This is a genomic window from Streptomyces sp. NPDC045778 (genome assembly GCF_056431945.1).
This window is the reverse complement of sequence record NZ_JBWKJZ010000028.1, coordinates 21,817-47,660: the sequence shown is the minus strand read 5'-3', so window position 1 is coordinate 47,660 and position 25,844 is coordinate 21,817. Positions and strand designations below refer to the sequence as shown.

Here is a 25,844-nt window from a genome sequence, read left to right as displayed (position 1 = left end):
CGGAAGCGAGGGCGAGCGCCCAGCCTTGGGGTCGGTATGTGTCTCGTGAGCGCACCGGGCTCATCCCGAGTCCAGCAAGGCCAGAGGGTCAGGTGGATGCGCGTATCGGTCCCCGGCCCTCCGCGCGCCGGTACCCCGACGGGCTGCTGCCCGGCCTGCGGACGGATCAGGGCAAACCATGAAGTACCAGGTCTCCGCCCGCCGTTCAGGAGTACCGTCGCTTCATGGACGACGCACGCCAGGAGTCCCCCGCGAAGCCGCGTCCCGACTACCCGCCCAAGGCCCCTCCCCCGCCGAAGAAATCCCCCTCGCAGCCCCCTCCCGACCCACCGACGCCGCCGCACAAGCGGGCTGGCGCGCCGCCTGCCCGCCGTCGCCCGGCGGCGCTCATCGCGAACCGGCGCGCCGCCAACTGGGCGCTGGAATCCGCTCCCTGGTCGCAGGCCAAGGCCGCGGCCAAGGTCGTCGGACAGCTGCGCTCCTGGGGACACCTCACCAGCGCCGCGCAGCGCGAGCAGTACGCCGCGGTGACCCGTCTCCTGGCGAAGACCGCACTCGGTGACGGCAGCCGGCGCATCACCGTCCACGTGGCCGACCAGGACGGCGCCGCACCCATCATGGTGCTCTCCCACCAGGACGGGCCCGGCCAGGAAGATGAGGCGCTCCTGGAGGAGGTCACCGGGCTCAGGGCGCTGTCCTGCGGCGCCGATACCGAACGCGACGAACCGGGGAACCGCCGCTGGGCCCTGCTGGAAGTGTGACCCGACCCGACCCGACAAGCGAGCCGTGACCGTGACGATGTTCTGGACCTGACGAGAGAGCTTCCGGGGCCGGGCTTTCTTCGGGGGCGGTCCGATGCTGCCGACTCCACCGGGCGGAACGGTTTGTTCCCGCCGAGGGCTGAACTATGATCCACGCGACCACCGAAATGATCATGGGGGAACCTGATGTTTCTGCTGTCCAAGCGCACCGTCGTCGCCGGCGCGGCCCTGGCCTCCGCCCTCGTCATGGGCGTCACCACGTCGGCCAGCGCGGCCACCGTCCCCTTCCACCAGTACTCCGGTACGGGCAAGGCCGAGATCGGCGGAACCTACAAGTACTGGAAGTCCGGAACCGCCACCGACGGACGGACCCTGTACGACGGCTCGTTCTCCGGAGCCACCGCCAAGGACCGCATGAGCGGTGACGGCTATGAGGCTGTCCTGGCCCTGAAGTACGACTCGTACGAGAACGGCGCCTGGCGCACGGTGAAGAACAAGGTCGCTGTCGTCAACGGCACCAAGTCCTGGACGTTCAAGAACAAGGACAACGTCTACGCCTACGCCTGCGACCGCAAGGTCGGCAAGGTCAAGCTCGAGAACTGCAAGCGGGCCTGGTAAAGCAGGTCAGCCGCAGCAGCAGGCCCCGCCCCGGCCCACGGTGCCGGGGCGCCCTGCCCCTGCTGCCTGACTCCAGCGGGAGTCGCCCAGCTCTCCTACGGACGCGGCGAAGCCTCGGCAGGCCGGCGCGAGTGGGTGCTCCGAGCGGCGGGTAGATATCCACGGTCAGCGGGATGGCGAGGGCAGAGGATGGGCGATGGCCGCTGCCGGGAGCAGGGTGTCGTTCGGCCGGGTGCCGGGGGCGTGGCCTCTTGTGGGGCATGCGGTGCCGCTGCTGCACTCCCCTTTGCGGTTCATCAAGACGCTCCCGGCGTACGGGGACCTGGTGGAGATCAAGGCCGGCCCCTTCCCCGTCCTGGTGGTGTGTGAGCCGGAGCTGACACATGAGTTGCTCGTACGAGATCACCACTTCGACAAGGGCGGGCCGATTTTCGAGCGGGCCCGCGAAGTGGTCGGCGACAGTCTGATCACCTGCCCGCACACCAGGCACCGGCGTCAGCGCAGGCTCACCCAGCAGGTGTTCCAGGCGTCCCGCATGTCCGCGTACGGGCAGGTGATGACGCTGCATGCGGATGAGGCCCTGTCCGGCTGGCGGCACGGGCAGAAGGTCAACGTCACCGACGCGATGATGGACCTGAACGCGCGGATCACCGCTGCGGCCATGTTCGGCGGCAGTCTTGCCCCTGAGGTGTTCCGTCAGGTGGTGGCCGACCTGCACACGGTGTTCAACGGCATGTACTGGCGGGCGTTCACTCCGCCTGGTGTGTCGTGGGTGCTGGCACCGTTCAACCGGCGTTACGACGCGGCGCGTGGGCGGCTGTACGGGGCGGTGGAGGGCATCATCGCCGAGCACCGCCGACGCGGGAAGGACCAGGGCGATCTGCTGTCGATGCTGATGGCGGCACGGGACGAGACCGGCGAGCACACGCACGAGGGTGACCGGTTCAGCGACAGTGAGATCGCCGATCAGGTGGTGGCGTTCTTCGTGGCCGGAGCGGAGACCACCGGCGCGACCCTGGCCTGGGCCCTGCACGCGCTGACGAGACATCCGGAAATCGAACGCGGGCTGCACGAAGAAGCCGATGCGGTACTCGACGGCCGGGCTGCGACCTTCACCGACCTGGCCGGCCTTCCGGTGACACAACGGGTGTTGCAGGAGACGCTGCGGTTCTACAGCCCGGTGTGGATGCTCACCCGCACCGTGACCGAGGACACCGAACTGGGGGGCCATCCCGTCAAGGCGGGGTCGGCCGTCATGTACTGCCACTACCTCATCCACCACCGGCGGGACCTGTACCGGGAGCCGTACCGGTTCGACCCGGACCGGTGGGCCGAGGAAGCGCCACCGGTCAAGCGCAGCGCGGTCATCCCGTTCGGGGCCGGACCGCACAAGTGCATCGGGGACAAGTTCGCGATGCAGGCGATGACGATCATCCTGGCCACGCTCGCGGGGCGGTGGAGGATGCAGCCGGTGCCGGGAAAGCGAGTGAGGCCGCGCGCTGTGGCCGTACTCAAGCCGGACGGGCTGGTGCTCCGGGCCCGGGCCCGCTGAGCGACCGGCAGGAAGGGGTGGCGGTGACGGCTTCAGGACTGCGGATCCCCTTCCGTCGGCGCATCGGCCCGGATCTGGAGCGGGCACGTGCACACGGCTTGGCGTGGGCCCGGAAGGTCGGGCTGGTGAACGGGGACCAGGCGGTGGCGTACTGGAAGGCCTGCGGGTGGGAGGAGCAGTCCAGCCTGTACTGGCCGTACGCGACCGGCGACGACGCCGATCTCGCGGTGGACGCGATCACCTTCTACTTCTTCTTCGACGACCAGTTCGACGTGGAGCTGGGTGAATATCCACGCGAGGTGGCACGCATCCAGAAGGACCTCGCGTCGATCACCTGGACGACGGGACAGACGCGGTCGACCGCGCCGGTCATGGTGGCGTTCGCCGACATCTGGCGCCGGTCGGTCCAGGGCATGTCCCGCACGTGGATCGAGCGGGCCGGGCGGCACTGGCGACAGTACTTCCACGGCCAGATCGGGGAGGCGGTCGCCCGCAAGCTGGGCACGCTGCACACGATGGAGAGCTATCTCGCGGTGCGCCGGTACACGGTGGGGGCGGAGACCTCCACCGACCTGATCGAGCGCCTCGCACACTTCGAGATCCCGGAGGACGCCACGGGGTGTCCGCACCTTCGGGTGATGCGGCAACTGTCCTCGGACATCCTCATGCACAGCAACGACCTGCACTCCTTCGCCAAGGAGGACGCGCACGGAGAGACCAACAACCTGATCACGGTCACGGCGCGGGAGCAGGGCATCAGCACGCGGTCGGCGCTGGCACGGGTGCGCGAGAACGGCAACGCGATGATCGACCGGTTCTGCGCCCTGGAGAAGGAACTGCCCAAGGTCATCGACGTCCTCGGCCAGGAGTACGAGGAACGGGTGCTGAAGTATGTCGACGGCCTGAAGGCCGGAATGTACGGATATGACGCCTGGGGCAACACCACCGCCCGCTATCTGGGGGATCTGCGGCCCGAGGTGGCCTTGTCGTACGTGGAAGACCTCACCAGCGACCGGTGAGCAGGGACGGGCCCGTCGTGCGTCCGACTTTGCTTCGTGGGCGCCGGCCGGATGGGCTGTGGGCGGGTCACGTATTTCCCCAGGCTTCGGGATCTGAGCGTCACGTAGTTCCCCCACCCCGGCGGCCACGAGTCAACCATGGGGGCGGTGACCGTGGGCGATCACGAGTCCCCATGGGGGCGGTGGCCGTGGGCAGTCCCCAGTCGGCAGCCGAAATCCGGTAGACGCGGCAGAGATACTGCCGTCATGGCGGTTACTCAGCAGCTCGCCCGCATCCCGTCGGGCTATCTCGCCGCGTGCCGCCAGGCACCGAAGGGGGCTACGGCGTGCGGGGGCGCATTGAGGAAGCCGAGGTCCAGAGCGGTGTCGCCGTACCGCTCTGGGCGTCCCTCAAGTGGCGCGCGTCCCCGAACTGCTCAGCCAGATCGACATGCCCCTTCTCCTCGACGCCCTGCCGGCCGACGACCGTGACGCCGGATCCTTGAACGGCCACGGGGCCGACCGCCTCACCGGCGGTCTGAGGGCGTACGTGCTGGAGCACTTCAACGCCTTGCGCGACTTCTACCTCGACGCAGCAAAGCGCCACCTGCTCATCGTGCTCTGGTGGGACTGACCCGTGACTCGCCCGGCGTTGCCATCATGAGTACCTGGGGATTACGTGACCGTCGGGCGGGGGGATTGCGTGACCGTCCACATGGGTCGCGCACGCGTGAGTGAAGGGTCATCCATGCGATCAGAGGCCGCGCCTCCTCCAAGTCTGCGCACGCCACAGGGGGCGCGGCGGCCGGGCTGAGGACGAGCCGGCCCTCGACGCGGAAACGGTTCACAGGTCGGCGGCGTCCAGCAGACGGAGCAGGGCCTTCTTGGTGCGGTGTCGGTGGCGTAGTGCGCGCAAGCGCTCGGTGAAGGCTTCGCTCGTGCCGTCGCGGTCTGCGAGCACGGACAGGTCCCCCAACAGCTGCACGGCGGCGGGGTAGTTGCGGCCCTTCTGGTACGAGATCATCTCGCTGATGCGACTCCAGGCACCCTCGGGGTCGTCTTGGATGGCAGCGAGGCGGCGCTGCCGGGCCGCGTGAGCCTGTTGACGTTCGGCCTCCTTGCGTTCGGCTTTCTCTTGCGCCTCGTGTGTGAGGCGCCCGGCGGCAACTGCGGGCACAGCGGCTCGCAGCTGGGCAACGGTACGGCCGGGCGCGAGAGGGGCCGCGCCCGGGTGGGCCAGGCGCAATTGTCGGCGCAGGTCAGTGATCGCGTAGGGATCGACGTCATGGAGGAGGCGCACCAGGGCGGCGTCCTTGTCCGCCTGCGGCAGCGTGGTGACCCAGGCCTCGTACGCGGCGCGAGTGAGGTCTGGGCCGGGGTGCGGGAGGGGCAAGGACGCTGCGGTGATCAGATCGGGGTCGATGCGCAGGAAGGCGACCAGGTCGGTGAGGGAGTCGGGGAGCGCAGCGAGGCCGACGGGAAGTGCGGGCTCGACGTCGTCGTCGTGCAGATCGCCGTTGTTGAGGCAGAGCAGCCAGGCCAGGTAGAGCAGACGCATGTCCCCGGCCGCGACGTCGAGACGCGCCTCGGCGATCGAGGGCAGCCATTCCTCCTCACGGCCGGTGTCGCCGTGGTCGTCGAAGCCAAAGAGGTCGTTGAAGTCCTCGTACTCCCCGTCCTCGTCATCGGAGACCAGCGTGATGAACACATGCTCGCCGACCTGGCAGGCGTCGGCTGACGCGCCGGTGCAGTACTGCTCGGCGACGTGCAGCGGAAGCTGGTCGGCGGGCCAGCGCAGGACGACCTTGCGACAGCCCCAGTTCGCGAAGTACAGGTGGGCGTCGTAGTACTTCTTCATGAGCTGGTCGCAGCTGCCCTTGAAGTCGCCCCACTGATAGCTGTTCACGAATGTGGTGCGGGTGAGCGTCGCGCGGGTGGTCAGCTTGCGGACCTCGGCGATCTGCTCGTCGGTCAGGGGCCGGTCGACGGCAAGGAACTGATAGTGCTGATACTCCGACATCGCGGCCTCCGGCCGGGGTTACGCTCCGCTGGTGTCCAGCCCCACGATAGGGCGACTCGGGAGGGAAGGTCCGGCAGCGAGGGCTCGCGCTACCAAGGGTCCGGACCGCGATCGCACGCATCACGGCGGCCGGGCGGTCGCGCTCAGCTCGGAGTGCCCTGCATGCCGAGCACCGCCTTGGCTGGCGGCTTGCGATCGCGCGTCGACGACACGGTGGTCGACGGCCGGCCGGAACCGCTATCCCGCGAACGAGGGCAACGCCTGGCCCAGTTCGTGCCACGGCGGGCGTGCCCGTCGACCACGAGGCGGGGCGGCGCGTCGCCGGGGTCCCACCAGTCGGCCTGCGTTCAGGGTGTGCCCGTCGACCACGACGTGGAGCGGCGCGCCGCCGGGGTCCCACCAGCCGGCCTGTGTTCTCCTCGCCCGCCACCCTGTCATCCCTCCCTCTGCTCTTCCGGTCCCAGGCATCGGCGGCTGATCTCTGCCTCGGCCTCGGGCCGCACTCGTGTCACCAGGTGGTTCACGTCGGCCTCGTGGTCGCCGAGCACTGCGCACTCGAAGCCGTCGTCCGCCGCCCTGTGCTCCTCGACCAACCGTACCGAGATCCCGGGGGGTGTCCGCTACCGCCTGTGGCGCAGCACATACCCACGCCCGTCCCCGCCGCCGGTTTCCACCGAGGGCGGGGTGAGCGGGAGCCTGGGCATGCCTGTGGTCGCCGCGATCCGCTCGTCCAGACACGGGCCGTACAGCGGGCCGTTGTTGAGCCGCCGATCCGCCCGGTGTCGGTCGCGGTCCCGGCACCTGGTCTCGGCCCGCCCGCAGTTCCTCCATGATCCTGACCTCGTATGCCTACTGCTTTCTGCCGCTCGCGGCTGCGCAGGATGTGCACGATGCCGCCACAACTGTCCTCCGCATGCTGCCACTACGCCACGCGCGGGGGCATCAGCGCGGGGACCACCTGTACGGGGCCCCCTGTGGGCGGCTCCTGCCCGGCTCCGGCGCAGGAGTCGGGCCACTGCACCCGCGCCGCCTGTCAGTCACAGCTCAGACGGTGGGCGCACCACCGTTGTGAGGGTGGTCCAGCCGGAGGACTTGTTCATCGGGTGTGACCATGATGCTGAACCGGGCCCGTACGGGCTGCCTCACGCGATCCACCGCAGGTGCGCTCGGACACTTGCTGGCACAGGTTGCGCTCGCCCCACCAGGTGTGTCCAGCCCAGGGTGCGCTGCTGGGAGCGGAGCATCATGAACGATGCCGTGCGTGTGAAGCGGCCCATCGCCTGGCCGTCGCCGGTGACGACGAGGCGGGCCAGCAGTCCGTGGCCGTAAGTGGGGTGCCAGGGCGCGACGATGACGCCGCTGGCCGGGTGTTGCGCACCCAGGCCTCTGGGAGGCGTTGGACCGCACAGGTGGCGTGCGCCCAGTCGAAGGGGGCGGCCGGCGCGTAGCCGTCGGGTCCGTCGGCGACGGCCAGGCGGAGGGGTAGCCGACGCGCGCGAGCACGTCGGCGGCACGCGCGGCGACGTCGTCGTCCACCTCGCCCGCAGGAAGCCCATAGGCCCAAGTCCCGCCGGAGCGGGCCACGGCCGTCCCGGGCCGACGCCGACCTCGTCGGGTAAAGCCTGTTGCGGAAGACCGGGTTCGGGCCCTCGGCAGCCTCGAGGACCGTCGGCAGCCCCTGGTTGAGCAGGCCAAGTCCCTTTCCGGCAAGCTCAGATCATGGTCCAGGGCAAGGTTGGGCATGTGAGCGATGGCGCGGACGGCGTGGTAGAGGCCGTTGCTGTCATGCCCCGGTGTCCGTCCTAGGGTGGTAAGCGGACCCGAGGACGGTGAAGGTCCGGTGTGGCAAAGGAAGTTGCTCACGAACCCGGCGCTGACAACCGCCGCAGGGGCCACCGCCCCGCTGACCCCCGGCCACCCCCGAGCCCGCCCCTGAGACACTTCAGGGGCATCCCCGATGCCGGGGTGGCCGGCCGGGTGGTGAGCTTGATCCATGCACCGACATCTGCGGTTCCCGACATCTCCGCGCGCCCTGTCCGCCCTTGCTGCCGCCGTGGGGCTGCTCTGCCTCGTGCCGGCACCTCCGGCTCTCGCTGACGAGTGCCGCCCGCCCCCGCGGCCGCACGCCCGGCTCCAGGCGGCCCTCGACCGGATCACCGGAGAAGGCACACCGGGCGTCGTGGCCCAGGTCAAGGACGCTCACGGCGTGTGGAGCGGCCGGGCCGGCGTGGGCGAACTCGACAACGGACGGCCGCGGAGCATTCATGACAAGTTCCGTGTGGCCAGCGTGACGAAGCCGTTCACCGCCGCCGTGCTCCTTCGGCTCGAAGCGCGGGGACGGCTCTCGCTCGACGACAGCGTCGAGCGATGGCTGCCGAAGGTGGTGCACGGCAAGGGCTACCGCCCACGGCACATCACCGTCCGGCACCTGCTCAACCACACGAGCGGCATCTTCGACTACAACATGGACGCGGGCTTCCGCGCCCGGTACGCGGGCGAGGCGTTCGACAAGAACCGCTACCGGAAGTGGACCCCCGAGCAGTTGGTGGGCATCGCGCTCGCCCACCGGCCGAACTTCCAGCCGGAGCAGGGCAGCAGGCCCGACAGGCCCGGGAAGTGGGACTATTCGGACACCAACTACATCCTCGCCGGAATGATCGTCGAGAAGGCCTCGGGGGTCTCATACAAGAAGGCTGTCGAGCGGTTCGTGATCGAGCCCCTCGACCTGCACGACACCAGCGTGCCCGACACCTCACCTCGGCTTCCCGGCCCGCACGCGACGCACTACTCCACGCTGTTCGAGGAGGGGCCACAGGCGCGGGTGCGTGACGTCACCGAGTTCAGCCCCACGGTGGCGTTCTCGGCAGGGCAGCTGATATCGACCGTCCGCGACATCAATACCTTCATGGCCGAGCTGCTGGGCGGCGGTCTGCTCCCAGCCGCCCAGCAGCGGGAGTTGCTCGACGCCGTGCCCGTCGACGGCGACAAGGGACACGGCGGCCCGCAGGACGTCTACGGCCTCGGCATCCGGCACTTCAAGCTCGCCCCGGGCTGCTGGGCCTGGGGCCACGGCGGCATGATCCCCGGCTCGGCCACCCGGACAGTGGTCTCGGCCGACGGACGGCACGCGATGACCATGAACAGAAACGGCGACTGGGGCGAGCAGGACCTGGAGGACGCAGCGGTTCGCACGGAGTTCTGCGACCGCTGACAGTACCCGGCACGACGGCATAGGGCAGCGCGACCAGTGAGCCGGGGCGAGCCCCACTGCCTGCGGCCGCACGGTGTCATCCGCAAATACTCAGCAACCCACAACGTCAGACCTAGCGGCCTCCAGGTGCACCCGCACGCGACAGAGCCCGGCGACACAACCGCCGTGAACAGCTGTCAGAAGTCGTCTCGCAGCCGCGCCAGGACACGGAGTCGACCGACGACAGCGGCCTGCGGCGTCGCGCATTTCGTCCTCTCAGGCCGGCAGAGGCCCGGTGCGGCTCTCGTGTGCGGCGCGCTCGCGGTCGCCGGGTCCGATGTCGTCGCCCGCGTTCGGCGGGCGGCCAGAAAGGACGGTGTCCAGGTGACCGAGCAGACCTCGCCATGGCGCCGGGCTGGCGCCGCGCCCTACCCGCGCGTCGCCGTCGGCCAGCCGTGGCCCCAGCCGCCCTGCACCATCGTCTGGAACGCCCATCCGTCCTCGGTGCGGACGAGCAGGTCGACGTAGTGCATGTGCTGCTCGCTGCCCTCGATGGTCATCGTTGCCTCCGTCTCGACGACCACGAGGTTCTCGCTGATGAAGCGGGGGGTGCGCGTCGACTTGAGGTCGAGTCCTGCTGTGCCCGTACCGATGGCCTGCTGCATGGCCTCTATGTACTCCGCGCGCGTCCACTGCCGCACCGTGGCGTGGCCGCCGGGCACGTCGGTGGCCAGGTTCATCGGGAAGACCGCCAGGTCTGCCAGTTCCTCGATGGCGCCGCGGTCGGCCAGCGCGTCGTAGGCGGCGAACCAGTCCTCGATGCTCTTCAGCTCTTCGGCGGTCGGCTGGTACATGGGGTTGCTCCTTGCTGTGTTGTTGTTCTGCGCTGTCGCTGTTGTGCTGGCCGCAGGTCAGTCCGTACGTCAGGCCGCGTCGAGGAAGTCGCGCGTGAGCTTGACGAGCCCGCTGGGGTCGGCGAACCAGTCCATGTGGCCTTCGTCGCCGAGTTCCACGAGGCGGGCGTCGGGGATACCGGCGGCCAGCTGCCGCGAGCCTTCCAGAGGGATCATGTTGTCCCCGCCCAGGCCGACGACCAGGGTGGGCGCCGTGATGCGGGGCAGCAGGTCGCGGATGTCCACGCGCGCGCCGAGGTCGATCTGGCGGCCGATGCCGGGCGGCGGCCATGCGTCGGCGAGGGAGTGGGCAAGCCCCTCGTGACCGAACCGGTCGAGGGCGGCGGCGCTGAAGCCGGTGAGTGTGGAGAACCGCTTGAACAGCTCGCGGTCGGTGTCCAGGAGCTTGCGCCAGGTGTCGAAGTAGAAGCCGTCCCGAGGACCGCCGGAGTGTGCCCAGCCGCCGACCAGGACGAGGCGCCGCACCAAGCCGGGTTCGGCCGCGGCCGCGGCTGCGGCGGCGACCGCTCCCAGGGAGAAGCCGAGCAGGTCGACCGGGCCCTCGACCGCGTCACGCGTCGCCGCGAGGACCTGGTCGGCGATCAACTCGACGGTCAGGTCCGATCCGTCGTCGGTGGTCTCTCCGCTGCCGCTGAAGTTGGGCCGCACGACCGTGCGGTCCTGACTGAAGGGCTCCACCACGTTGCCGAAGACCTTCTCGGCGTCGCCGCCGGTGCCGTGGACCAGGACCAGGCCGGGGCCCTGGCCGTCGACTTCGTAGTGGACCTGCGTGTCGCGGACCGAGGTGTAAGGCATGAAGCTCACCACTCACATGGCTAGTACTCGTTGAATGAGCGCTAAGGTAATGAGCACTTACCTGAGTGTCAATTAAGCCAGTGCTAAAGTAATTTGCACGTGGAACTTGGGAGGTGCCCATGACGGACGCGATGGACGCGGCAGACGCGGTAGACAGGACAGACGCGGCGGACGCGGTGGACGGCGTGATCGAGCAGTGGAACCGGGAGCGTCCCGACATCGACTTCTGGCCCGTCGGCATCGTCGGCCGCCTGATGCGCATCTCCCGTCTGTGGGACAAGGAGATCAAGGACTTCCTGGCAGGCCACGGCCTCGAACCGGGCGAGTTCGACGTTCTGTCCACGCTCCGGCGCTCAGGCGCACCCTATGAGCTGACCGCGGGCGCGTTCCTCAAGACGTCCCTGGTCACCACCGGCGCCATCACGCTGCGCGTCGACCGTATGCAGGGCAAAGGCCTCGTCGTCCGGACCCGTGCCGAGGGCGACCGGCGCTCGGTGAAGATCTGCCTCACCGAGCACGGCCTCGAGGTCATCGACCGCGTCCTGCCCCTGCACATCGCCAACGAGGCCCGCCTGCTCCAGGCCCTGGGTCCCGAAGAGCGCGAGCAGCTGGCAGCCACCATGAGCACCGTCCTGCGGTCCTACGGCGACCTTCCGGGCTCTCCCGCGGCGGGCAAGTAGGCCCCTGCTTGACCTGGACGAGCCACTTCGGCCGCCACCAGAGTGCCGTCGAAGCAGCAGGTCGCACACACATCCGTACGTGGGTGCTCCGGGGCGTCGTGACCAGCAGGCCCTGGGGCGCAGCTGTTGGAGCCAGGTGGGCGGGATGCGGTAGACGCTGGCGGTGGAGATGATCGCGTCATAGGGCGCACCGAGGGGATGGCCCCCTTCGCCACCCCCGGCCACCGCGGCCGGGTGGTGTCCGGCCTGGGCCAAGCGCACGAGGCCAAGGCGGTGAAGTCGCCCACCGCGGGCCCGGCGGGCGGGGGCGTCCGAAGCAGCCCTGTTCAGGCAGACTCTTTCGCCAAGCTCCAAGCGGGTTCGCTGGAGCCTAAAGCCGGTCCTTTAGCCTGCCGAGACGCTGAGAGGATCAGCACCGCACGCCGTTGAGGCGGCGGCTCAGGCGGACCTCATGGCCCCGGTACGCGCCCGTGGCACATCACCCGGGCGTGATCGGCCCGAGGTAGGTGCCGCCGGAGACGTCGATGGTCTGGCCGGTCACCCAGCGCCCCCGCGGTCCCGCCAGGAAGCCCACCACGTCCGCGACGTCTTCCGGCTGGCCGATGCGTCCGAGCGCGGTGATCGACTCGAGTCCGGCCACTGCCTCGGGCACCTCGGCGTAGTGGGCGATCATGTCGGTCAGCACCACCCCGGGTTCGACCGTGTTCACGGTGATCCCACGCCGGCCCAGTTCGTTGGCGAGCGACGGGCCGAGGGCGGCGAGCGCCGCCTTGGTGACGGTGTAGCCGATCTGGTGGGGGTCCGCGATCCGGGTGGACGCCGAGCCCACGTTGACGATCCGCCCGCCGTCCCGCAGCAGCGGCAGCGCCCGTTGGATCACGAAGACGGGCGTGCTCACGTTGATGGCCAGCAGCCGCTGGAACTCCTCCTCGGTGAGCTGCCCGATCGAACTGACCGAATGAATACCCGCGTTGTTGACCAGAATGTCCAGACCGTCCGCACCGTGATCGGCGAGCCCGGCAGTGAGTCCGTCGAACAGCCGGTCCACCGCGCCGCTTTCGCCGAACCGGGCCTGCACCGTGAACGCCCGGCCGCCGGTCTCGGTGATCCGTGCCACGGTCTTCGCAGCGGCCTCGTCGTTGCTGCCGTAATGGACCGCGACCAGCGCCCCCTCGGCGGCGAGCTGCAGGGCGATCGCCCGCCCGATCCCGCGCGAGCCGCCCGTCACCAGTGCGGTCCCGCCGTCCAACTCCCCCATGAACGCCTCTTCCCTCGTGATGTACCCGGCGTACCCGGTGTGCCTGGTCGGGTCCGAGAGCGATCAGCTTAAGGGGCCGCAATGGGACACGGTGCCGATCCTCCCGTGCCCGCCCAGTTCGGTGCCTGGGTGGCCCCAGGATCAGTTGTACGGCTCGCGAAGGTGGTCGCGGTCGGTGATCCGGCTGCGGGGGCGGATGCCGGGGTGGCGCAGGGCAGGTTGGTTGGAGCCGAAGCGATGCGGATCGTGCGCCTCCCCGGTGGTGCCAGCCCACTCCCGGGGGCCGGTACAGGTCACCGTCATGGGCACGCCCCGCGTGTCTGAGTGCCGCGTGCGATCGACGCCCCAGGGCATTCCGGGCCCGTCCAGGTCATCCGTGACGTCGCTGCCATCGGGGTTCTGGGCCGGGGGGAGCAGGTGCGGGACTTCGAGGTCCCCCTCGATCCCTGGCAGACCGTGCGTCTCGGTCCACGCATTGAGGATGTACCTGATAGATCAGGCGGGACCGCTCGCCGGGGCGGTAGAAGCACAGAGCGGTCACCGGGACCCGGCCCCGGGAACGTGCCCGGAGCCGGATGATCGGGATGTGCCAGCGTTTGGACCAGGTGCGGAGGTGGGCGGCGTCATCGAAAAGCCCGCCTCTCGGTTACCGCCGTGGAACCCAATGACGCCACGTGGCGAAGCGGCCGGTGACCGTCATCGCTGTTACGTCCACCTTCGCTCCTGATCCGCCGAGCAGTCCTTAGGCCACGGAGAGTGCCTTGACACCGGACAGGGTCGGGACGAGCTGGTAGTTCCCGTCGCCTGCGCCGCAGGACACCTGTGTATCAGCGGCGCCGGAGACATTCGTCCCGGCAGCGAACCGCCCGTCATTGCTCGTCACCACCGTCGTGAAGTGATTGCTCGCCGAGGACGAGTAGTACACGCACTGGTGCAGATTCATGTAGCTTCCCGAGGTCAGGTCCAGCGCCTTGACACCCGACAGGGTCGGAACGAGCTGGTAGTTGCCATCGCCCGCACCGCAGGACACCTGCGTATCAGCGGCGCCGGAGACATTCGTCCCGGCAGCGAACCGTCCGTCATTGCTCGTCACCACCGTCGTGAAATGGTTCGTCGCCGAGGACGAGTAATACACGCACTGGTGGACGTTCAAGTAGCGCCCGGAGGCGAGGTCCAGCGCCTTGACGCCCGACAGGGTCGGAACGAGCTGGTAATTCCCGTCGCCCGCACCGCAGGACACCTGCGTATCAGCGGCGCCGGAGACATTCGTCCCGGCAGCGAACCGCCCGTCATTGCTCGTCACCACCGTCGTGAAATGGTTCGTCGCCGAGGACGAGTAGTACACGCACTGGTGGCCGTTCAGGTAGCCCGAAGCGGCAGCCTCAGCCTGAGGCTGCTGCTTCGGTGCGGCAGGCGCGGGCGCCGTCATTCCCACGAAGGCACACACGCCCGCCGCGGCGGCGACCGCCGGCCTCCATGCGCGTCTGATCATCGATCGCATCATTGCCGCTGCCTCCTCAAGGTCCGCTTGACGCGGGCACCCAGACGCGCGTCAGAACAACGCCAGGAGAGCACCGACATCCGCCGCGGGTAATGGGACGAACGCAATAACCACCCCATCCAGTGACGTATCGATCAACCTTGCGCACCGCCGCGCTTACTCTTCCCGCGTGGTTCGTGGGCACCTCCGTCGACGCGGTATCCGTGCCGTCACTCCTCAACCCGCCGACCAGGTCGGGCATCGACTGCGGCAAGGCCCCGCCGGAGGCCGCCCGCCCGGCTTCGACGCAGAGACATACAAGGAGCGCATACCGTCGAGCGGTGCATCGCCCGACTCAAGCAGTGGCGCGACCTCGCCATGCGCACGGACAAGCTCGCCATCGCATACCGAGCCGCACTCCACTTGCCGCCGTCCTCATCCGGATTCGGCGCTGAAGGCGCCGAAGGTTCCGTCAGGCCAGCCCGTGGACGACGAGCCGGTTCTGCTCTTCGTCGAAGATGCCGGCCAAGACGTTGCCCTCCTGCCGGTGCCCGCTGAAGAGACCCCGCTTGTCGACGTGCACAATCAGGATGTCGTGGCTGTCGATCACTTCGGAGATACCCCGGGTCTCGATCGTGTCCGACCACGCGTCCAGGTTCCGGCCGAACCACTCCGGCAGCCCGCACGGCTCGCTCACCGCATCCCAGAAGTCGTCGAGTGTCTCGATCAACCGACCGCGCAGGCCAACGATCAGCTCGCTGTCTGTCATCGGAGCAGAATAACCAGCCCCGCCACGAGCCACTCACCGGTCAAGGGGGCAGGCTCTAGGCCCGGGCGAATTCACGCTCGAGGCTCCGTACCGTCTTGGAGCACTTGGCACTCGACGTCTTGCCGTACTTGTTCCGCGGGATCGGGGACACCCACTTGCCATAGATGAAGCCCTTACCGGGGCGCACGGCAACCACCCGGTACTTGTAGTAGTGCGGAGCGTTGGTGTAGCCGCACTTGGCATTCGCCTGGTGGCCGCCCTTCGACTTCCATGTCTTGCATTTGGGGACACTCATCGCCTCAGCGGGACTCGTGATGAAGGTGCCCGACATCAACGCCATGACGGCGACGCTCGCCGCGGCGGCCACGCGAAGAGAACGCATGCTTACCACTTTCGCTCGAATCGGATACAGGGAGGATCACGTGGGCGCTACGGGGCCACGAGCTGGTTTTCCTTGCCGATGCCGGAGGCATTTCCTTCGGTGTAGAGGCTGAGTTCACCGTCGGACCAGCGTACGACCGTGTCGTCCGGCCAGGGGTTGGAGCTGAAGTCCCCGCCAGTGACGAGCTTGGCGTGGGTCCAGAGTTCGTTGGGAGCCTTCCACCGGTGCTCGCCCCAGGTGTCGCCGGTGCCGGTGAAGTCGTCGTAGAGGGTGAGTTCGCCGTCCGACCAGCGCACGACCAGGTCGTCCTGCCACTTGTTGCCGCCGTAACGGCCGGCGGTGATGGCTTCAGCGTGCTTCCACGTGCTGTTCGGCGCGACGATCTGCTTCTCGCCGTGGAAGCCCTTCTCGTCGACGGACGGGTAGAGGGTGACCTCACCGTCGGACCAGCGCACGATCAGGTCGGAGCCGTTGTCGCCGGTGAAGTCGCCCGCGACGACCTGCTTCGCGTGGTCGGCCCACAGCTTGTTGGGCTTCATGACCCTGAACTCCTGGTCGAAGTAGTTCAGGCCTTTGTCCGCGCCCCGGTAGACAGTCAGCTCACCGTCGGACCACTTCACGAACATGTCCATGCGGTCTTCCGAGACGGGCCCCTTCAGGGCGAAGTAGCCCGAGGCCATGTCCGTGGAGTGCTTCCAGGTCGACGCCGACGGCAGCACGATGGGCGTCGGCTTCTTCCCGGCCGCGGCCGCGTCGTAGATGGCCTTGAGGTCGTTGTCGAAGTAGCACGAGTACGAGGTGTCGGGGCTGTGTCCCCCGGTCTTCCAGCCTCCCGTCACCCCGATGACCCGGGGCTCTTCGCTGCCCGCCGTGATGAAAGGCCCGCCGGAGGTCCCGGAGACGTATCCGTCGCAGTCGATCTGCGAGAAGGTGCCGCCCTTCCAGCCGTTCGCACTGCCGGCGGTGAACTTCTTCATGGGCGAGATGCAGTCCAGGGGGTCCTGCTTGGGCTTGAACCCCGGGTATCCGATCACGCGGGTCTTGGGGTGGTCGAAGCCGGTGCCGTAGCCGATCTTGATGGCGCCGACGACGTCCTGGAGCTTCTTGCCGTCGCTGCGGGTGCTGGTCTTGAGGAAGGCGAAGTCCAGCCCGGTGTGGTCCTCGTCGCCTCCCCGTCGCATGTATCGGGGATCAGCGTAGATCTGCCCCTTGGCGATGGGGAAGATGCCGTGGGGCTGGGGCTTGCTCTTGCTGTGCTGCGGGACGAAGACGAGCTTCTCCTGCCGGTCACTGCTGTCGAAGCAGTGCGCGGCGGTGAGCACCATGTTCTATCCCGGCGAGGGGACGACCGTACCGCCGCAGAAGCGGTAGAAGAAGTCGCCGCTGTCGTTGCGCTCGGCCCAGTAGAAGGTGCCCACTTCCTTGATGCCCTTGAACGGGTGAGAAGGGGAACGCAGCATCTCCTGGCGCGCGGCTTGGGCAGTTGTGCCTCGCGGGCCTGCTGCTCCTCGACCGGGTCAGCTTCGTCCATGCGCTCCGGGGTCCAGAACTTCTCCAGCTCGCTGGCTTCCTCCGTAGCCGGTTCGCCCATGGTCGGTTCGTCCGCGGTCGGTTCGTCCGTGGTCGGTTCGTCCGTCGCGGACTCGGAGGGCGCTGGGGCAGAAGGAGACGGGAGGCCGGGTTGCCCGGCAGTCGGGGCGGGGCTCGGCGGCAGGCGGGTGGAGGACGTCTCCGGCGCGGGACTGGTCGACGGGCCCGGACTGCCGGCTTCTGGTGCGGGCCACGTCGTGCCTGGCGTGGGATCAGCCCACGCGGGTGCGTGGATGGTGATGGTGGCCGCCATGGCAGCCACGACCGTCAGGCTGCGTCTCAGCCTCAACTTTCCCCCCTCGTACGGACGTACACCGTCGCACGATCGATTGGAGAGCACGGCAATGAGCCCACGTGCAGGTAGGAGGCGTCGGTACGCGGCCTCAGCCGCCGTCATGACCGCGGCAGTGCTGGCCGTCCCGGCGTGCGGAACCGACAGCGCACCGCAGTCATCGGAGAAGCACACCTCCAACCCGCCTGGGCAGCACGGCGACAAGACCTCCGGCTACCAGCGCGCCTACGCCGCCGGTTACGAGGAAGGCCGCAAGGTCTACGAGGACGGAGGCAAGGGCGCGGCGGTGGTGAAGTCGTGCACGGTGGCTGTGCCCGCCGTTCCCTGGATGCCGGTCCTCGCGCCGATGAGGACCGCGGGTCCTGGGTGAAGGGTTGTCAGGATGCCGTCCAGGGTGCGCCGAAGGAGCCACCGGCCGGTCCGCTGAGCAAGAGGGAAGCAAACCCCGCGCTCCTCAAGGACTTTCGCGCATGGGCGCGCACCGAGGGGGGTGGGCGCTGGGCCGTCACGCCGACCAGCTCTTCACCGTCAAGCTCACCGGACCTGACTACGACGTCGAAGTGCGCACCGATCACACCTCGCGGAGCCAGGCCGAGAAGTTCGCCGGCGCCTTCGTGGAATGGTGGGACGGAGATGACGGCCGCGGCGTCGCCAGGAGCGTCCTCATTCTCGATGGGCACAACCGGCGCATTGCCGTTCAGTCACTGTGAGGGAGCGTCCCGGCGGCCCACCCCACCGGCTCGTCATCGTGAACTGCCAGGTCCGGGCCAGCCGGGCCGGCTGATGCCCGCCCCTGACCTTTCGCGGCGTCCACCATCAGAGCGACCAGCTCGGCCTTGCCCGGCACGTACCGGTACAGCGCCCTCTTGGTCACACCCAGTTGCGCGGCGACCCGCTGCATGGAGACACCGGCCAACCCCGCCGAGTGGGCGATCTCGACCCCGGCCCACGCGACGCGGTCCAGGTCGCGTGCCGGCCTGGGGCCTCGCGCGGGCGTGGCGTGCGGACCCCGCGGCGACCGCGCCACCTCGGCGTGTTCGCCACCCATGGCTGTCGACTTCCCGCCCTGCCTCACCGACTCAACTGTGTCTACGGTGCACAGTACATATCGGTGTCCATGGGACACAGTTCGTCGAGCGGAGGGAAACCTCGTGACCTGGAACGTCCTCATCTCCGGCGCGAGCATCGCCGGCCCGGCGCTGGCCTATTGGCTGGGCCGCCACGGCTTCAAGTCCACCGTCGTCGAACTGGCCCCGGCCCTGCGCCAGGGCGGTCAGGCCGTCGACTTCCGTGGAGAGGCGCATCTGACGGTGCTGGAACGCATGGGCCTGCTTCCCGAACTGCGCCGCATCCAGACCGGTGGCAACCCGATGCGCTTTGTCGATGACCGGGGCCGCACGCTGCTGGACCTGCCGGCCGAGTTCGCCGGCGGTGAGGTGGAGGTGCTCCGCGGAGACCTGGCGCGAGTGCTGTACGAGCACAGCGCCCCCTGCGCCGAGTACGTCTTCGGCGACTCGATCGTCAGCCTCACCGAGACCTCCTCCGGCGTGCGGGCCGACTTCCACAGCGGTGTCTCACGCGACTTCGACCTGGTCATCGGTGCGGACGGGTTGCACTCCAACGTCCGTCGCCTCACGTTCGGGCCGGAGGAGGACTACGTGAGCCACCTCGGCTACTACGCCGCGACCTGGCAGCTGCCCAACGTCCTGGGAACGGGCAAGGGTTGGGTCGGGTACAACGTGCCGGGGCGGCTTGCATCCGTCGGCGCCGACCACCGGGAGCCGGCACGGGCGGGGGCGTTCTTCGTCTTCGCCGCGCCGGAGCTGTCGTACGACCGCCATGACCCGGAACAGCAGAAGCGTCTGATCGCAGACGCGTTCTCCGGCCTCGGCTGGGAAGTGCCCCGCCTGCTCGACTCCCTGCACCAGGCTCCCGACCTGTACTTCGACTCGATCAGCCGGGCGGACGTGAAGACCTGGTCCACCGGGCGCGTGTGCCTCGTCGGCGACGCCGCCTGCGGGGCCACCATCGGCGGCATGGGCACGGGGACCGCGGTGGTCGCCGCGTACGTCCTGGCCGGCGAACTCGCGCGAGCCCAGGGCGATCACCGGGCGGCCTTCGCCCGCTACGAGAGCAGGGTCCGCAAGTACGCCGAGGGCTGTCAGGCAGGCGGCGACCGCATCGGGAAGTTCCTCGCCCCCGCTACCGCCACCGGCCTACGGCTGCGCAACACCCTGCTGTCCCGGCGCCTGTTCCTGAACGGCATGCTCAAGATGGGCGAGAGAGTCAGCAGCACCGTGGCCCTGCCCGACTACCCAGTCGACGCCGGGCGGCGACGAGGTCCTCGGTTGGGGCAGCCCCGCTGACCTCGGGGCCGCCGGCGACCATGGCCGACCGGCGGCCCTGCGCGGCAGGGCCGCGGGACAGCGGCCTACGGCCGCTGCCTCACCCGGTCGACGATCCCCCAGTCCACCACGTGCGACAGCTGGGTGTACGTCTTCTTCCCGGAAGCCGAGGTCCGCTCGTCGCGGAAGCCCAGGAACGCGTACGACACCGGGTCGAAGATCAGGTACGTGCGTTCGTAGGACCCGCGCCCGGTATGGGCGATCCCCACCCCGGTCCGCCCGGCGGAGTCCTTCACGCCCGGGATCGTCCTGACGCCGGGCACAAGGGCCAGCGCCTCGTACGCCGCGGGGCGCAGTCCCTGGGGCAGCACCGGGTTCTTCAGGAGTTCACCGAGCAGCCAGTAGGCCTCGTACCGGTTGAGCTTGTCGAGATCTCTGATCGACCGGCCGTCGGACCGGGAGCCGTAGGAGACGATGGCCAAGGCGAGCTTCTCCGGGTCCTGGGGCAGCTTCCTCAGCTCGCTCCACTTCCGGGGCGGCCACACCCCGCCGCCCTTGCCCGCGGGCTCCTCCCACATCTCACGGCCCAGTTCCATGGACAAGGAGGGCTTGGAGACGTCCACCGAGTCCCACATCTCGTCGGTGTACGACTTGACCTCGCCGGTCTTCTGCTCCGTCTCCTTGATGATCCGCTTGGAGTAGATGAACTGGTCGTCGCGCGGCGCCACCGGCTCCTTCTCCTGCCGGCGCTCCCGCGCCGCCGCCTTGTTCAGGACCGTCGCGGCGGCGATCCGCACCCGCGGGGTGCTCGTGCCCGGTGTGCCGTCCTCGCCGGAGCCGTCCGTGCCGATCAGCACCGCCGTCCCGGTGACCGCCGTGGCGACCACCGCGGCCCCCGCGAGGCGCAGCACATGGCGGCGACCGGGGCTGCTGCCGGTGCGCCGGTCCGCGTGGACCATCGCGTTGAGCAGTTGGTGCCGGGCCCGGTCCCGGGCAGGACCGGTGAGCGGGGCCGCGTCCGCGTCCCACTCCCTCAAGAGTTCGAGTTCGTCATTCATGGTCGGATACCTCTCGCAGTGCCGTCGGATCGGATCCGCCCAATGCTTCGCGCAGCTTCCTGCGAGCCCGGTGCAGCCGTGATCTGACCGTGCCCACGGGGGTACCGAGGGCCTGGGCCGCCTCCTCGTAGCTGAGATCCCCCCAGGCCACCAGCAGCAGTACGTCCCGGTGCCGGGCGGGCAGCGCGGCCAGCGCCGCCGCCAGCTCGCGGCGTACGGCCCGCGCCACCACCCGGTCCGCGGCCCGGTCGGCCAGCGGCTCGTCGTGGTCGGCGAGGGCCGGGACCCGGGCCATGGCCTTGAACCGGCGGGCCTCAGCCCGCCGATGCCTGCCGACCAGGTTGGTCGCTATGCCGAACAGCCAGGGCCGGGCGTCGGCGCCCGCGCCGCGGGCCGGGTCGTAGCGATGGCGTTGCTGAAAGGCGGTGGTGAAGGTCTCCGCCACGAGGTCGTCGGCGGCCTCGCCGCCGAGGCGGCGGGCCACATAGCGGTGCACGGCGTCGGCGTGCCGGTCGAAGAGAGCGGCGAACGCCTCGGGCTCGTCCCGGGACCGCGCGATCACTGAGGCGTCGCTCTCCGCAGCGGCACGCGTGGTGCCGATGCCGACGCCTGGTCCGACGGTCATCGGGGCTCCTCTCGTCCAAGGGACGATGCTCGAATACTTGGGCTTTCACCTGTCCTTCGCCCCTCGCGCCGAAGCGGTTCCCTCTGGCCCCCTCGGCGACACCACAGTCTGCGGCCTGCCGTTCGTCCAGGACGCGGAGTCGGGCCGCGCGCACCTGCCCGTGCCCGGCCGGTCAGGCCGCGGGCGGGATGTTGTGGTTGACGCGGAAGAGGTTGTGGCGGTCGTAGCGGCGCTTGAGTGTCGCGAGGCGTTCGTAGTCCCGCGGCCGGTAGGCGCGGCGTACCCGCGTGGCGGTCGTGTCGTGGTCGGTGAGGAAGTTGGGCAGAGCGTGCCCGGTCAGCGAGGGGCCGAGGAGGTCGAAGGCCCGCTGCTGTCCGGCTTCGAGGGCGGTGTCCTTGGCCGGGTCCGGTGCCACGTCCGCGACGAACAGGTTGAACGCGGCATCGCGCGGCCCGACCGCGTTCGGGTGCTTCGGGGCACGCGCGAGCGCACCACCGAGGTGACGGATCTCGACGACCATCGGGGGCCGGTCGGCGTCAGGGCCCACGACCCGCAGCAGGCGCCGCAGCGTCACGTCGTCCAGCGCCCGCAGCGCACCGGCGCGCTCGCGTGTACGGATCGGGCCCGCCGGATCGGCGTAGATCTTCGCGATGTCGGTGTACGGCATCTCGGCCACACCGTCCTGGGCGGGGCCGAGGGCACGCAGCGGACGCAGCAGCTTCTCGCCCTCGGCCGCGTCGCCGGTGAACGCCACGCGCAGCTTGGCGAGGGTCTTGCCGCGCGGCGGCTCGGGGGAGGCCGGGCTGTCGGCCGGAACGTTCACGATCACCAGCGAGGTCGTCATCCGCTCGGTGAGGTCGCGGGTGAACTTCTCGTACGCCCTGAGCAGTTCGGGCACACCGCCGACGAACAGCATGTTCCCGCCGTACAGCCGTGTGAGGGGAAAGAGCGCCGTCTCGATCTCGGTGATCACGCCGAAGTTGGACTTGCCGCCGCGCACCGCCCAGAACAGGTCGGCGTCACGGTGCGGGGTGAGCCTGCGCCGCCGCCCCTTGGCGTCGACCAGGTCGACACGGGTGACGTGGTCGGCCGCGAAGCCGACCGTGCGTCCGATCACCGGAAGTCCGCCGCCGCTGATGTAGCCGGTGACGCTGACGTCCACCGCCGAGCCGCTGGCGGGCGCCAGGCCATGCGCGGCCGCCGCGTCGATGAGTTCGGAGAAGAGCACGCCGGGGCTCACCACGGCGGTGCGCTGGGAGGTGTCGATACGGATGCGCTTGAGCCGGCGGGTGTTGATGAGCAGCCCGCCGTGCGCGGAGCGGGAGATTCCGTGACCGGTGGCCTGCACGGCGATCGGTACGCGATGGCGCGAGGCGACGCGCACGGCGGTGGCGATGTCATCGGCATCGCGCGGCACGACGATCGCCGCCGGGTGGTGGTCGATGACCCGGTGGTACGCGGCGCGCTCCGCGTCGTACGCCGCGTCCCCGCGGACCAGCACCCGGTCCTCGGGCAGCGCGCGGCGCAGCTGTGCGGCCAGAGCGCGCTCGCCTCGGGGCGCGGCCGTGCTGTCCTGGGCGGACGCCGTGTCGGCGGCCACCGCACCGGCGGCGACGGCCAGGGCGCCGGCCCCCGCGGCCTTGAGCGCGGTACGGCGGCCGGGCTGTTGCTGTGGCACCTGGTGGTCCCCTGTCTCTCGTGGTATCTCGTGAACGCTCGTGCCGTACGGGTACGGCGACGCCGGGGGCGCCACGGAGAAAGCTGGCATCAGGTGATCAACAGCGGCTCAACGGTGGCTAAGCGCGCGGGCGTGCGGCTCCTACGGCCGCGGGGGAGAGCGCGGGGCACCTCCGGGTACGACGCGGGCACCCTGGCCGAGGACGCCTCGGCGCTTCTCACCGCACTCGGTGTCTCCTCGGCCGCGGTGGTGGGCATCGACGCGGGCACCGCGCCGGCCTTCCTCCTCGCCCTGCGCCGCCCTGGTCTCGTCCGGCGCCTGGTCGTCATGGAGTCCCTTCTGGGCCGGCTGCCCGGCGCCGAGGACTTCCTCGCCGACGGGCCGCCGTGGTGGTTCGGCTTCCACTCCGCCGCGCCCGGCCTCGCCGAGACCGTGCTGGAGGGCCACGAGGCCGCCTACGTCGACTGGTTCCTGCGCGCCGGTACGCTCGGCGACGGGGTGCGCCCCGCCCTCCGGGACGCGTTCGTCCGCGCATACACCGGCCGCCAGGCTCTGAGCTGCGCGTTCTCGTACTACCGTGCCCTGCCCGAGAGCGCCGTACAGATCGAGCAGGCGGTCGCCACTGCCCGCCTGACGGTTCCGACGATGGCACTGGGCGCTCGGCCCGTCGGTTCTGTGCTGGAACGCCAACTCCGCCCGGTCACCGACGATCTCACCCGACACGTCATCGAAGACTGCGGCCACATCATCCCGCTGCACCGGCCGCAGGCCCTGCTCGGGCTGCTGCATCCGTTTCTGGCCGGTGAGGATGCGAAAGCAGCGTGACCGGGCGGGGCTGGCATGCGGTACACGCTCTATCGAGGTGTTCACCCGTGCCACCAGGGCGTCGTTCAGGCGGGTGTCGAGGATCCGGTGCCACGGCCCTTCGCCCTGGCCATCGGGCATCCCGCCACACCGGCCGGTGAAACCGAGGCGTCGACCTCGCAGGCGGAGGCGAAGCCGTCGCCGGAGGTGGCCGCCTGGCGGGCCGCGCAGCAGGACCGCACCACCGGCCGTCGTGATCGCCGAGACGAGAGCGGTTCTGCGTGTTCTCCGGGCACGCCGAAGCGGCGCGCTCGTGGCACGCGAGTGCCTCGCCCCCCCCACACAGGAAGCCGGATCCGGCAACCCCACCGATCACCAGTGACACACAAGCTGTCACAGGAAGCACACAAATCGGTGCGGTATGCCCCTGAACATCGACTCTATGCAGGCCGGAATCGGCCCCGCCACTTCGGCCGCCCATACGGGATATAAAGACCTCAATCACCCTAATGGAGGCCGGGAATTGTTGCTGCTGCACGCGAGTTCAGGGCGATGCTTGGCCGAAATTCTCCGGTGCTGACGCTTCCCTGGGTTTTTGACGTAGGAGACCAGCCACTTTCGGCCAGGTCCAGACCTATCGGGAACACCCCCGGACCGCGGAATCAACGCCTACACGCTGGTCACGACGCCCCACGGGCGAGCGGAAAAGTTGTCTCAAGGCGAACCGGCGCAGATCGGGTGCTGATGTGACCGTGCTTCACATCATGCACACTTACGCCGTCCTGCATGCGTGGTCCCCCAGCCCGCGGCAACCACCCCTGCTGTGAAGGACCCTTCCCGGATGCGTACGCCCGGCAGATGCCCGCCCGCCTCATGTGCCACCCGACGACGCCACCACCAGGGCCGGCTCACCCGAGCCGTGCAGTGGGCCGGCCGCCTGCTGTGCTGGAGCCTCGCCGCCGGCATGACCACCGCCGCCACCGAGCTGCTCTTCACCCCGGAGGCCGGTTGGTGGCCTGCCCTGTGGCCCCTGCCCTGGTATCTCACTTGCTTCACCGCATTCGCCTGGGCAGTCCTCCGTGCCCGCGAGAAGGCCGCACAACACCCGCCGGACGAGGACACCCTCCCGGATCAGTTGGACCAGGCAGCGTAGTTGCGGACCACACGGGACGCGGCCGCGGCGATCCGGCGCCTATGTCCCGACTTGGCCAGGTGAAAACCGAACCCGCAGGGCCCGCCTCTCGGCGCGTGACCGAATCGGGGCTTCCGCATCCTCCGGTCTCGGCGCAAGGCTGTCTCTGCCGCTCGCTCCGTATCCGAGCGGAGCAGGCCCGCACCCCCTTTCCCCAGGGCCTGCGTCGGGCTCCGCCCTGAGCGCATCCCCCCTCACGCGCGGGGCCCGACCCTCCCGGGGGCGGGAGGGATGGCGTAGCTCGCACAGGGCAAGAGAACCTCAGAATCCGGCAGTCCCACGTACTGATCGGAGGCCCGCCGTGCCCGTCACCGCTCCCCCCGCGCCCGCGCCCCTCACCGATCAGGTGCGGGAACTTCAAGAACAAGTCGAACAGCTGAAACAGGCCGTGCACTCGCACGCGGTCATCGACCAGGCCATCGGCGTCGTCCTCGCCGTCGGCCGGATGACACCCGAGGAAGCCTGGGACGTCCTGCGCGAGATCTCCATGCGCAGCAACACCAAGCTGCGCACCGTAGCCGAACATCTGCTGTCCTGGGCCCGGAGCGGGGAGCTGCCGGCCGCCCTCCGCGCGGAGCTGGCCCGCCAGTTGACGCTGCGCGAGGCTGCCTGTGCGAGAACGTCCAGCGAGGCGTGATCGCCTGGCCGAGCCGGGGGAAGCTCGTGCTGTGAGTCTCTCAAGCCACGCTGACGCACCCGGCGTACTCAGGTTCGCCACCCGGGCTGTGTCACCGATCCAGGCCTCCAGAGCCCGTGCAGCCACACGACCCGGCGGGCCCGCAGCTGACCGGACCGAGCGCAGACGAGGGCCCGCATCGAAAGTGGCTGGCTGTGACTCCGTGG

29 protein-coding genes and 2 pseudogenes are annotated in these 25,844 nt (G+C 69.5%); 14 read left to right on the top strand and 17 right to left on the bottom strand.

The window, feature by feature from the left end:
• Positions 1 to 224: 224 nt before the first annotated feature.
• The 5 genes from AC07GB_RS29815 to AC07GB_RS29795 all read left to right on the top strand — a co-directional run bounded on the left by AC07GB_RS29815 (position 225) and on the right by AC07GB_RS29795 (position 4,563).
• Complete coding sequence (locus tag AC07GB_RS29815) at positions 225 to 761, top strand: hypothetical protein (protein WP_478850803.1); 537 nt, start codon at positions 225 to 227, stop codon at positions 759 to 761.
• A gap of 186 nt (positions 762 to 947) precedes the next feature.
• Positions 948 to 1,379, top strand: a complete 432-nt coding sequence (locus AC07GB_RS29810; protein WP_478850801.1) for a hypothetical protein — start codon at positions 948 to 950, stop codon at positions 1,377 to 1,379.
• Positions 1,380 to 1,575: 196 nt separating this feature from the next.
• Positions 1,576 to 2,931 carry a cytochrome P450 gene (locus tag AC07GB_RS29805; RefSeq protein WP_478850799.1) on the top strand — a complete coding sequence of 452 codons (1,356 nt, stop codon included), beginning with the start codon at positions 1,576 to 1,578 and terminating at the stop codon, positions 2,929 to 2,931.
• Between the two features lie 125 nt (positions 2,932 to 3,056).
• Positions 3,057 to 3,950 (top strand): terpene synthase family protein, encoded by an 894-nt coding sequence (locus tag AC07GB_RS29800; RefSeq protein WP_478850797.1) that lies wholly within the window; start codon positions 3,057 to 3,059, stop codon positions 3,948 to 3,950.
• 394 nt (positions 3,951 to 4,344) lie between these two features.
• Entirely contained in the window at positions 4,345 to 4,563 is a 219-nt protein-coding gene (locus tag AC07GB_RS29795) for a hypothetical protein (RefSeq protein ID WP_478850796.1), read from the top strand.
• Between the two features lie 210 nt (positions 4,564 to 4,773).
• On the opposite strand, the gene AC07GB_RS29790 is transcribed toward AC07GB_RS29795, so the two are convergent.
• From AC07GB_RS29790 to AC07GB_RS29780, 3 genes are all read right to left on the bottom strand, one after another.
• On the bottom strand, positions 4,774 to 5,949 hold the full coding sequence (locus AC07GB_RS29790; protein WP_478850794.1) for a hypothetical protein: 1,176 nt from the start codon (positions 5,947 to 5,949) through the stop codon (positions 4,774 to 4,776).
• A 434-nt stretch (positions 5,950 to 6,383) separates the two neighbouring features.
• Positions 6,384 to 6,554: a DUF7686 domain-containing protein gene (locus tag AC07GB_RS29785; protein ID WP_478850888.1), complete on the bottom strand. Its 171-nt coding sequence runs from the start codon at positions 6,552 to 6,554 to the stop codon at positions 6,384 to 6,386.
• A gap of 638 nt (positions 6,555 to 7,192) precedes the next feature.
• Positions 7,193 to 7,513, bottom strand: a complete 321-nt coding sequence (locus tag AC07GB_RS29780; protein WP_478850792.1) for a hypothetical protein — start codon at positions 7,511 to 7,513, stop codon at positions 7,193 to 7,195.
• 429 nt (positions 7,514 to 7,942) lie between these two features.
• On the opposite strand from AC07GB_RS29780, the gene AC07GB_RS29775 reads away from it, so the two are divergent.
• The gene (locus AC07GB_RS29775) at positions 7,943 to 9,160 is read left to right on the top strand and encodes a serine hydrolase domain-containing protein (RefSeq protein ID WP_478850790.1); all 1,218 of its coding nucleotides are present in this window, start codon (positions 7,943 to 7,945) and stop codon (positions 9,158 to 9,160) included.
• A gap of 407 nt (positions 9,161 to 9,567) precedes the next feature.
• Here the strand turns inward: AC07GB_RS29775 and AC07GB_RS29770 are convergent, their stop codons facing one another.
• On the bottom strand, positions 9,568 to 9,993 hold the full coding sequence (locus tag AC07GB_RS29770) for a nuclear transport factor 2 family protein (RefSeq protein ID WP_478850788.1): 426 nt from the start codon (positions 9,991 to 9,993) through the stop codon (positions 9,568 to 9,570).
• A 69-nt stretch (positions 9,994 to 10,062) separates the two neighbouring features.
• On the bottom strand, positions 10,063 to 10,848 hold the full coding sequence (locus AC07GB_RS29765) for an alpha/beta fold hydrolase (RefSeq protein WP_478850786.1): 786 nt from the start codon (positions 10,846 to 10,848) through the stop codon (positions 10,063 to 10,065).
• Between the two features lie 119 nt (positions 10,849 to 10,967).
• On the opposite strand from AC07GB_RS29765, the gene AC07GB_RS29760 reads away from it, so the two are divergent.
• The gene (locus tag AC07GB_RS29760; RefSeq protein ID WP_478850784.1) at positions 10,968 to 11,528 is read left to right on the top strand and encodes a MarR family winged helix-turn-helix transcriptional regulator; all 561 of its coding nucleotides are present in this window, start codon (positions 10,968 to 10,970) and stop codon (positions 11,526 to 11,528) included.
• 126 nt (positions 11,529 to 11,654) lie between these two features.
• Here the strand turns inward: AC07GB_RS29760 and AC07GB_RS29755 are convergent.
• The 4 genes and pseudogenes from AC07GB_RS29755 to AC07GB_RS29740 form a co-directional block, all read right to left on the bottom strand.
• Positions 11,655 to 11,753: pseudogene (locus AC07GB_RS29755) on the bottom strand (methyltransferase domain-containing protein); the annotation flags it as partial.
• A 253-nt stretch (positions 11,754 to 12,006) separates the two neighbouring features.
• Positions 12,007 to 12,786, bottom strand: coding sequence for an SDR family NAD(P)-dependent oxidoreductase (locus AC07GB_RS29750; RefSeq protein WP_478850782.1), 780 nt, complete (start codon positions 12,784 to 12,786; stop codon positions 12,007 to 12,009).
• 141 nt (positions 12,787 to 12,927) lie between these two features.
• A complete protein-coding gene (locus AC07GB_RS29745) occupies positions 12,928 to 13,089 on the bottom strand; it encodes a hypothetical protein (protein WP_478850780.1) in 162 nt (53 codons plus the stop codon).
• Positions 13,090 to 13,528: 439 nt separating this feature from the next.
• Complete coding sequence (locus AC07GB_RS29740; RefSeq protein ID WP_478850778.1) at positions 13,529 to 14,278, bottom strand: hypothetical protein; 750 nt, start codon at positions 14,276 to 14,278, stop codon at positions 13,529 to 13,531.
• Between the two features lie 160 nt (positions 14,279 to 14,438).
• Between AC07GB_RS29740 and AC07GB_RS29735 the strand changes: the two are divergent.
• Positions 14,439 to 14,692 (top strand): annotated as a pseudogene (locus tag AC07GB_RS29735) (IS5/IS1182 family transposase); the annotation flags it as partial.
• A 46-nt stretch (positions 14,693 to 14,738) separates the two neighbouring features.
• Here the strand turns inward: AC07GB_RS29735 and AC07GB_RS29730 are convergent.
• From AC07GB_RS29730 to AC07GB_RS29715, 4 genes are read right to left on the bottom strand one after another with little or no spacing between them, the layout of a single operon-like run.
• Positions 14,739 to 15,035: a barstar family protein gene (locus tag AC07GB_RS29730; protein ID WP_478850776.1), complete on the bottom strand. Its 297-nt coding sequence runs from the start codon at positions 15,033 to 15,035 to the stop codon at positions 14,739 to 14,741.
• A gap of 55 nt (positions 15,036 to 15,090) precedes the next feature.
• Positions 15,091 to 15,417, bottom strand: coding sequence for a hypothetical protein (locus tag AC07GB_RS29725; protein ID WP_478850774.1), 327 nt, complete (start codon positions 15,415 to 15,417; stop codon positions 15,091 to 15,093).
• Positions 15,418 to 15,464: 47 nt separating this feature from the next.
• Complete coding sequence (locus tag AC07GB_RS29720) at positions 15,465 to 16,742, bottom strand: trypsin-like serine peptidase (protein ID WP_478850772.1); 1,278 nt, start codon at positions 16,740 to 16,742, stop codon at positions 15,465 to 15,467.
• A 3-nt stretch (positions 16,743 to 16,745) separates the two neighbouring features.
• Positions 16,746 to 16,877, bottom strand: a complete 132-nt coding sequence (locus AC07GB_RS29715) for a hypothetical protein (RefSeq protein ID WP_478850770.1) — start codon at positions 16,875 to 16,877, stop codon at positions 16,746 to 16,748.
• A 525-nt stretch (positions 16,878 to 17,402) separates the two neighbouring features.
• On the opposite strand from AC07GB_RS29715, the gene AC07GB_RS29710 reads away from it, so the two are divergent.
• The gene (locus tag AC07GB_RS29710) at positions 17,403 to 17,669 is read left to right on the top strand and encodes a hypothetical protein (RefSeq protein WP_478850768.1); all 267 of its coding nucleotides are present in this window, start codon (positions 17,403 to 17,405) and stop codon (positions 17,667 to 17,669) included.
• 100 nt (positions 17,670 to 17,769) lie between these two features.
• Positions 17,770 to 18,009, top strand: coding sequence for a hypothetical protein (locus tag AC07GB_RS29705; RefSeq protein ID WP_478850766.1), 240 nt, complete (start codon positions 17,770 to 17,772; stop codon positions 18,007 to 18,009).
• Here AC07GB_RS29705 and AC07GB_RS29700 read toward each other — a convergent pair.
• Entirely contained in the window at positions 17,997 to 18,347 is a 351-nt protein-coding gene (locus tag AC07GB_RS29700; RefSeq protein WP_478850764.1) for a TetR/AcrR family transcriptional regulator, read from the bottom strand. The genes AC07GB_RS29705 and AC07GB_RS29700 overlap by 13 nt on opposite strands.
• A gap of 103 nt (positions 18,348 to 18,450) precedes the next feature.
• Here AC07GB_RS29700 and AC07GB_RS29695 point away from each other — a divergent pair, with 103 nt between their 5' ends.
• Positions 18,451 to 19,665, top strand: a complete 1,215-nt coding sequence (locus AC07GB_RS29695; protein WP_478850762.1) for an FAD-dependent monooxygenase — start codon at positions 18,451 to 18,453, stop codon at positions 19,663 to 19,665.
• A 65-nt stretch (positions 19,666 to 19,730) separates the two neighbouring features.
• Here the strand turns inward: AC07GB_RS29695 and AC07GB_RS29690 are convergent, their stop codons facing one another.
• The 3 genes from AC07GB_RS29690 to AC07GB_RS29680 form a co-directional block, all read right to left on the bottom strand.
• Positions 19,731 to 20,702 carry a CU044_5270 family protein gene (locus AC07GB_RS29690; protein ID WP_478850760.1) on the bottom strand — a complete coding sequence of 324 codons (972 nt, stop codon included), beginning with the start codon at positions 20,700 to 20,702 and terminating at the stop codon, positions 19,731 to 19,733.
• A complete protein-coding gene (locus AC07GB_RS29685) occupies positions 20,695 to 21,327 on the bottom strand; it encodes an RNA polymerase sigma factor (RefSeq protein ID WP_478850758.1) in 633 nt (210 codons plus the stop codon). Before AC07GB_RS29685 ends, AC07GB_RS29690 begins: the two co-directional genes overlap by 8 nt.
• Before the next feature lie 172 nt (positions 21,328 to 21,499).
• On the bottom strand, positions 21,500 to 23,005 hold the full coding sequence (locus AC07GB_RS29680; protein WP_478850756.1) for an FAD-binding oxidoreductase: 1,506 nt from the start codon (positions 23,003 to 23,005) through the stop codon (positions 21,500 to 21,502).
• 132 nt (positions 23,006 to 23,137) lie between these two features.
• On the opposite strand from AC07GB_RS29680, the gene AC07GB_RS29675 reads away from it, so the two are divergent.
• The 3 genes from AC07GB_RS29675 to AC07GB_RS29665 all read left to right on the top strand — a co-directional run bounded on the left by AC07GB_RS29675 (position 23,138) and on the right by AC07GB_RS29665 (position 25,638).
• Complete coding sequence (locus tag AC07GB_RS29675) at positions 23,138 to 23,830, top strand: alpha/beta fold hydrolase (RefSeq protein ID WP_478850754.1); 693 nt, start codon at positions 23,138 to 23,140, stop codon at positions 23,828 to 23,830.
• A gap of 820 nt (positions 23,831 to 24,650) precedes the next feature.
• Positions 24,651 to 24,962, top strand: a complete 312-nt coding sequence (locus AC07GB_RS29670; protein ID WP_478850752.1) for a hypothetical protein — start codon at positions 24,651 to 24,653, stop codon at positions 24,960 to 24,962.
• A 340-nt stretch (positions 24,963 to 25,302) separates the two neighbouring features.
• On the top strand, positions 25,303 to 25,638 hold the full coding sequence (locus AC07GB_RS29665; RefSeq protein WP_478850750.1) for an ANTAR domain-containing protein: 336 nt from the start codon (positions 25,303 to 25,305) through the stop codon (positions 25,636 to 25,638).
• The last annotated feature ends 206 nt before the right edge of the window (positions 25,639 to 25,844 follow it).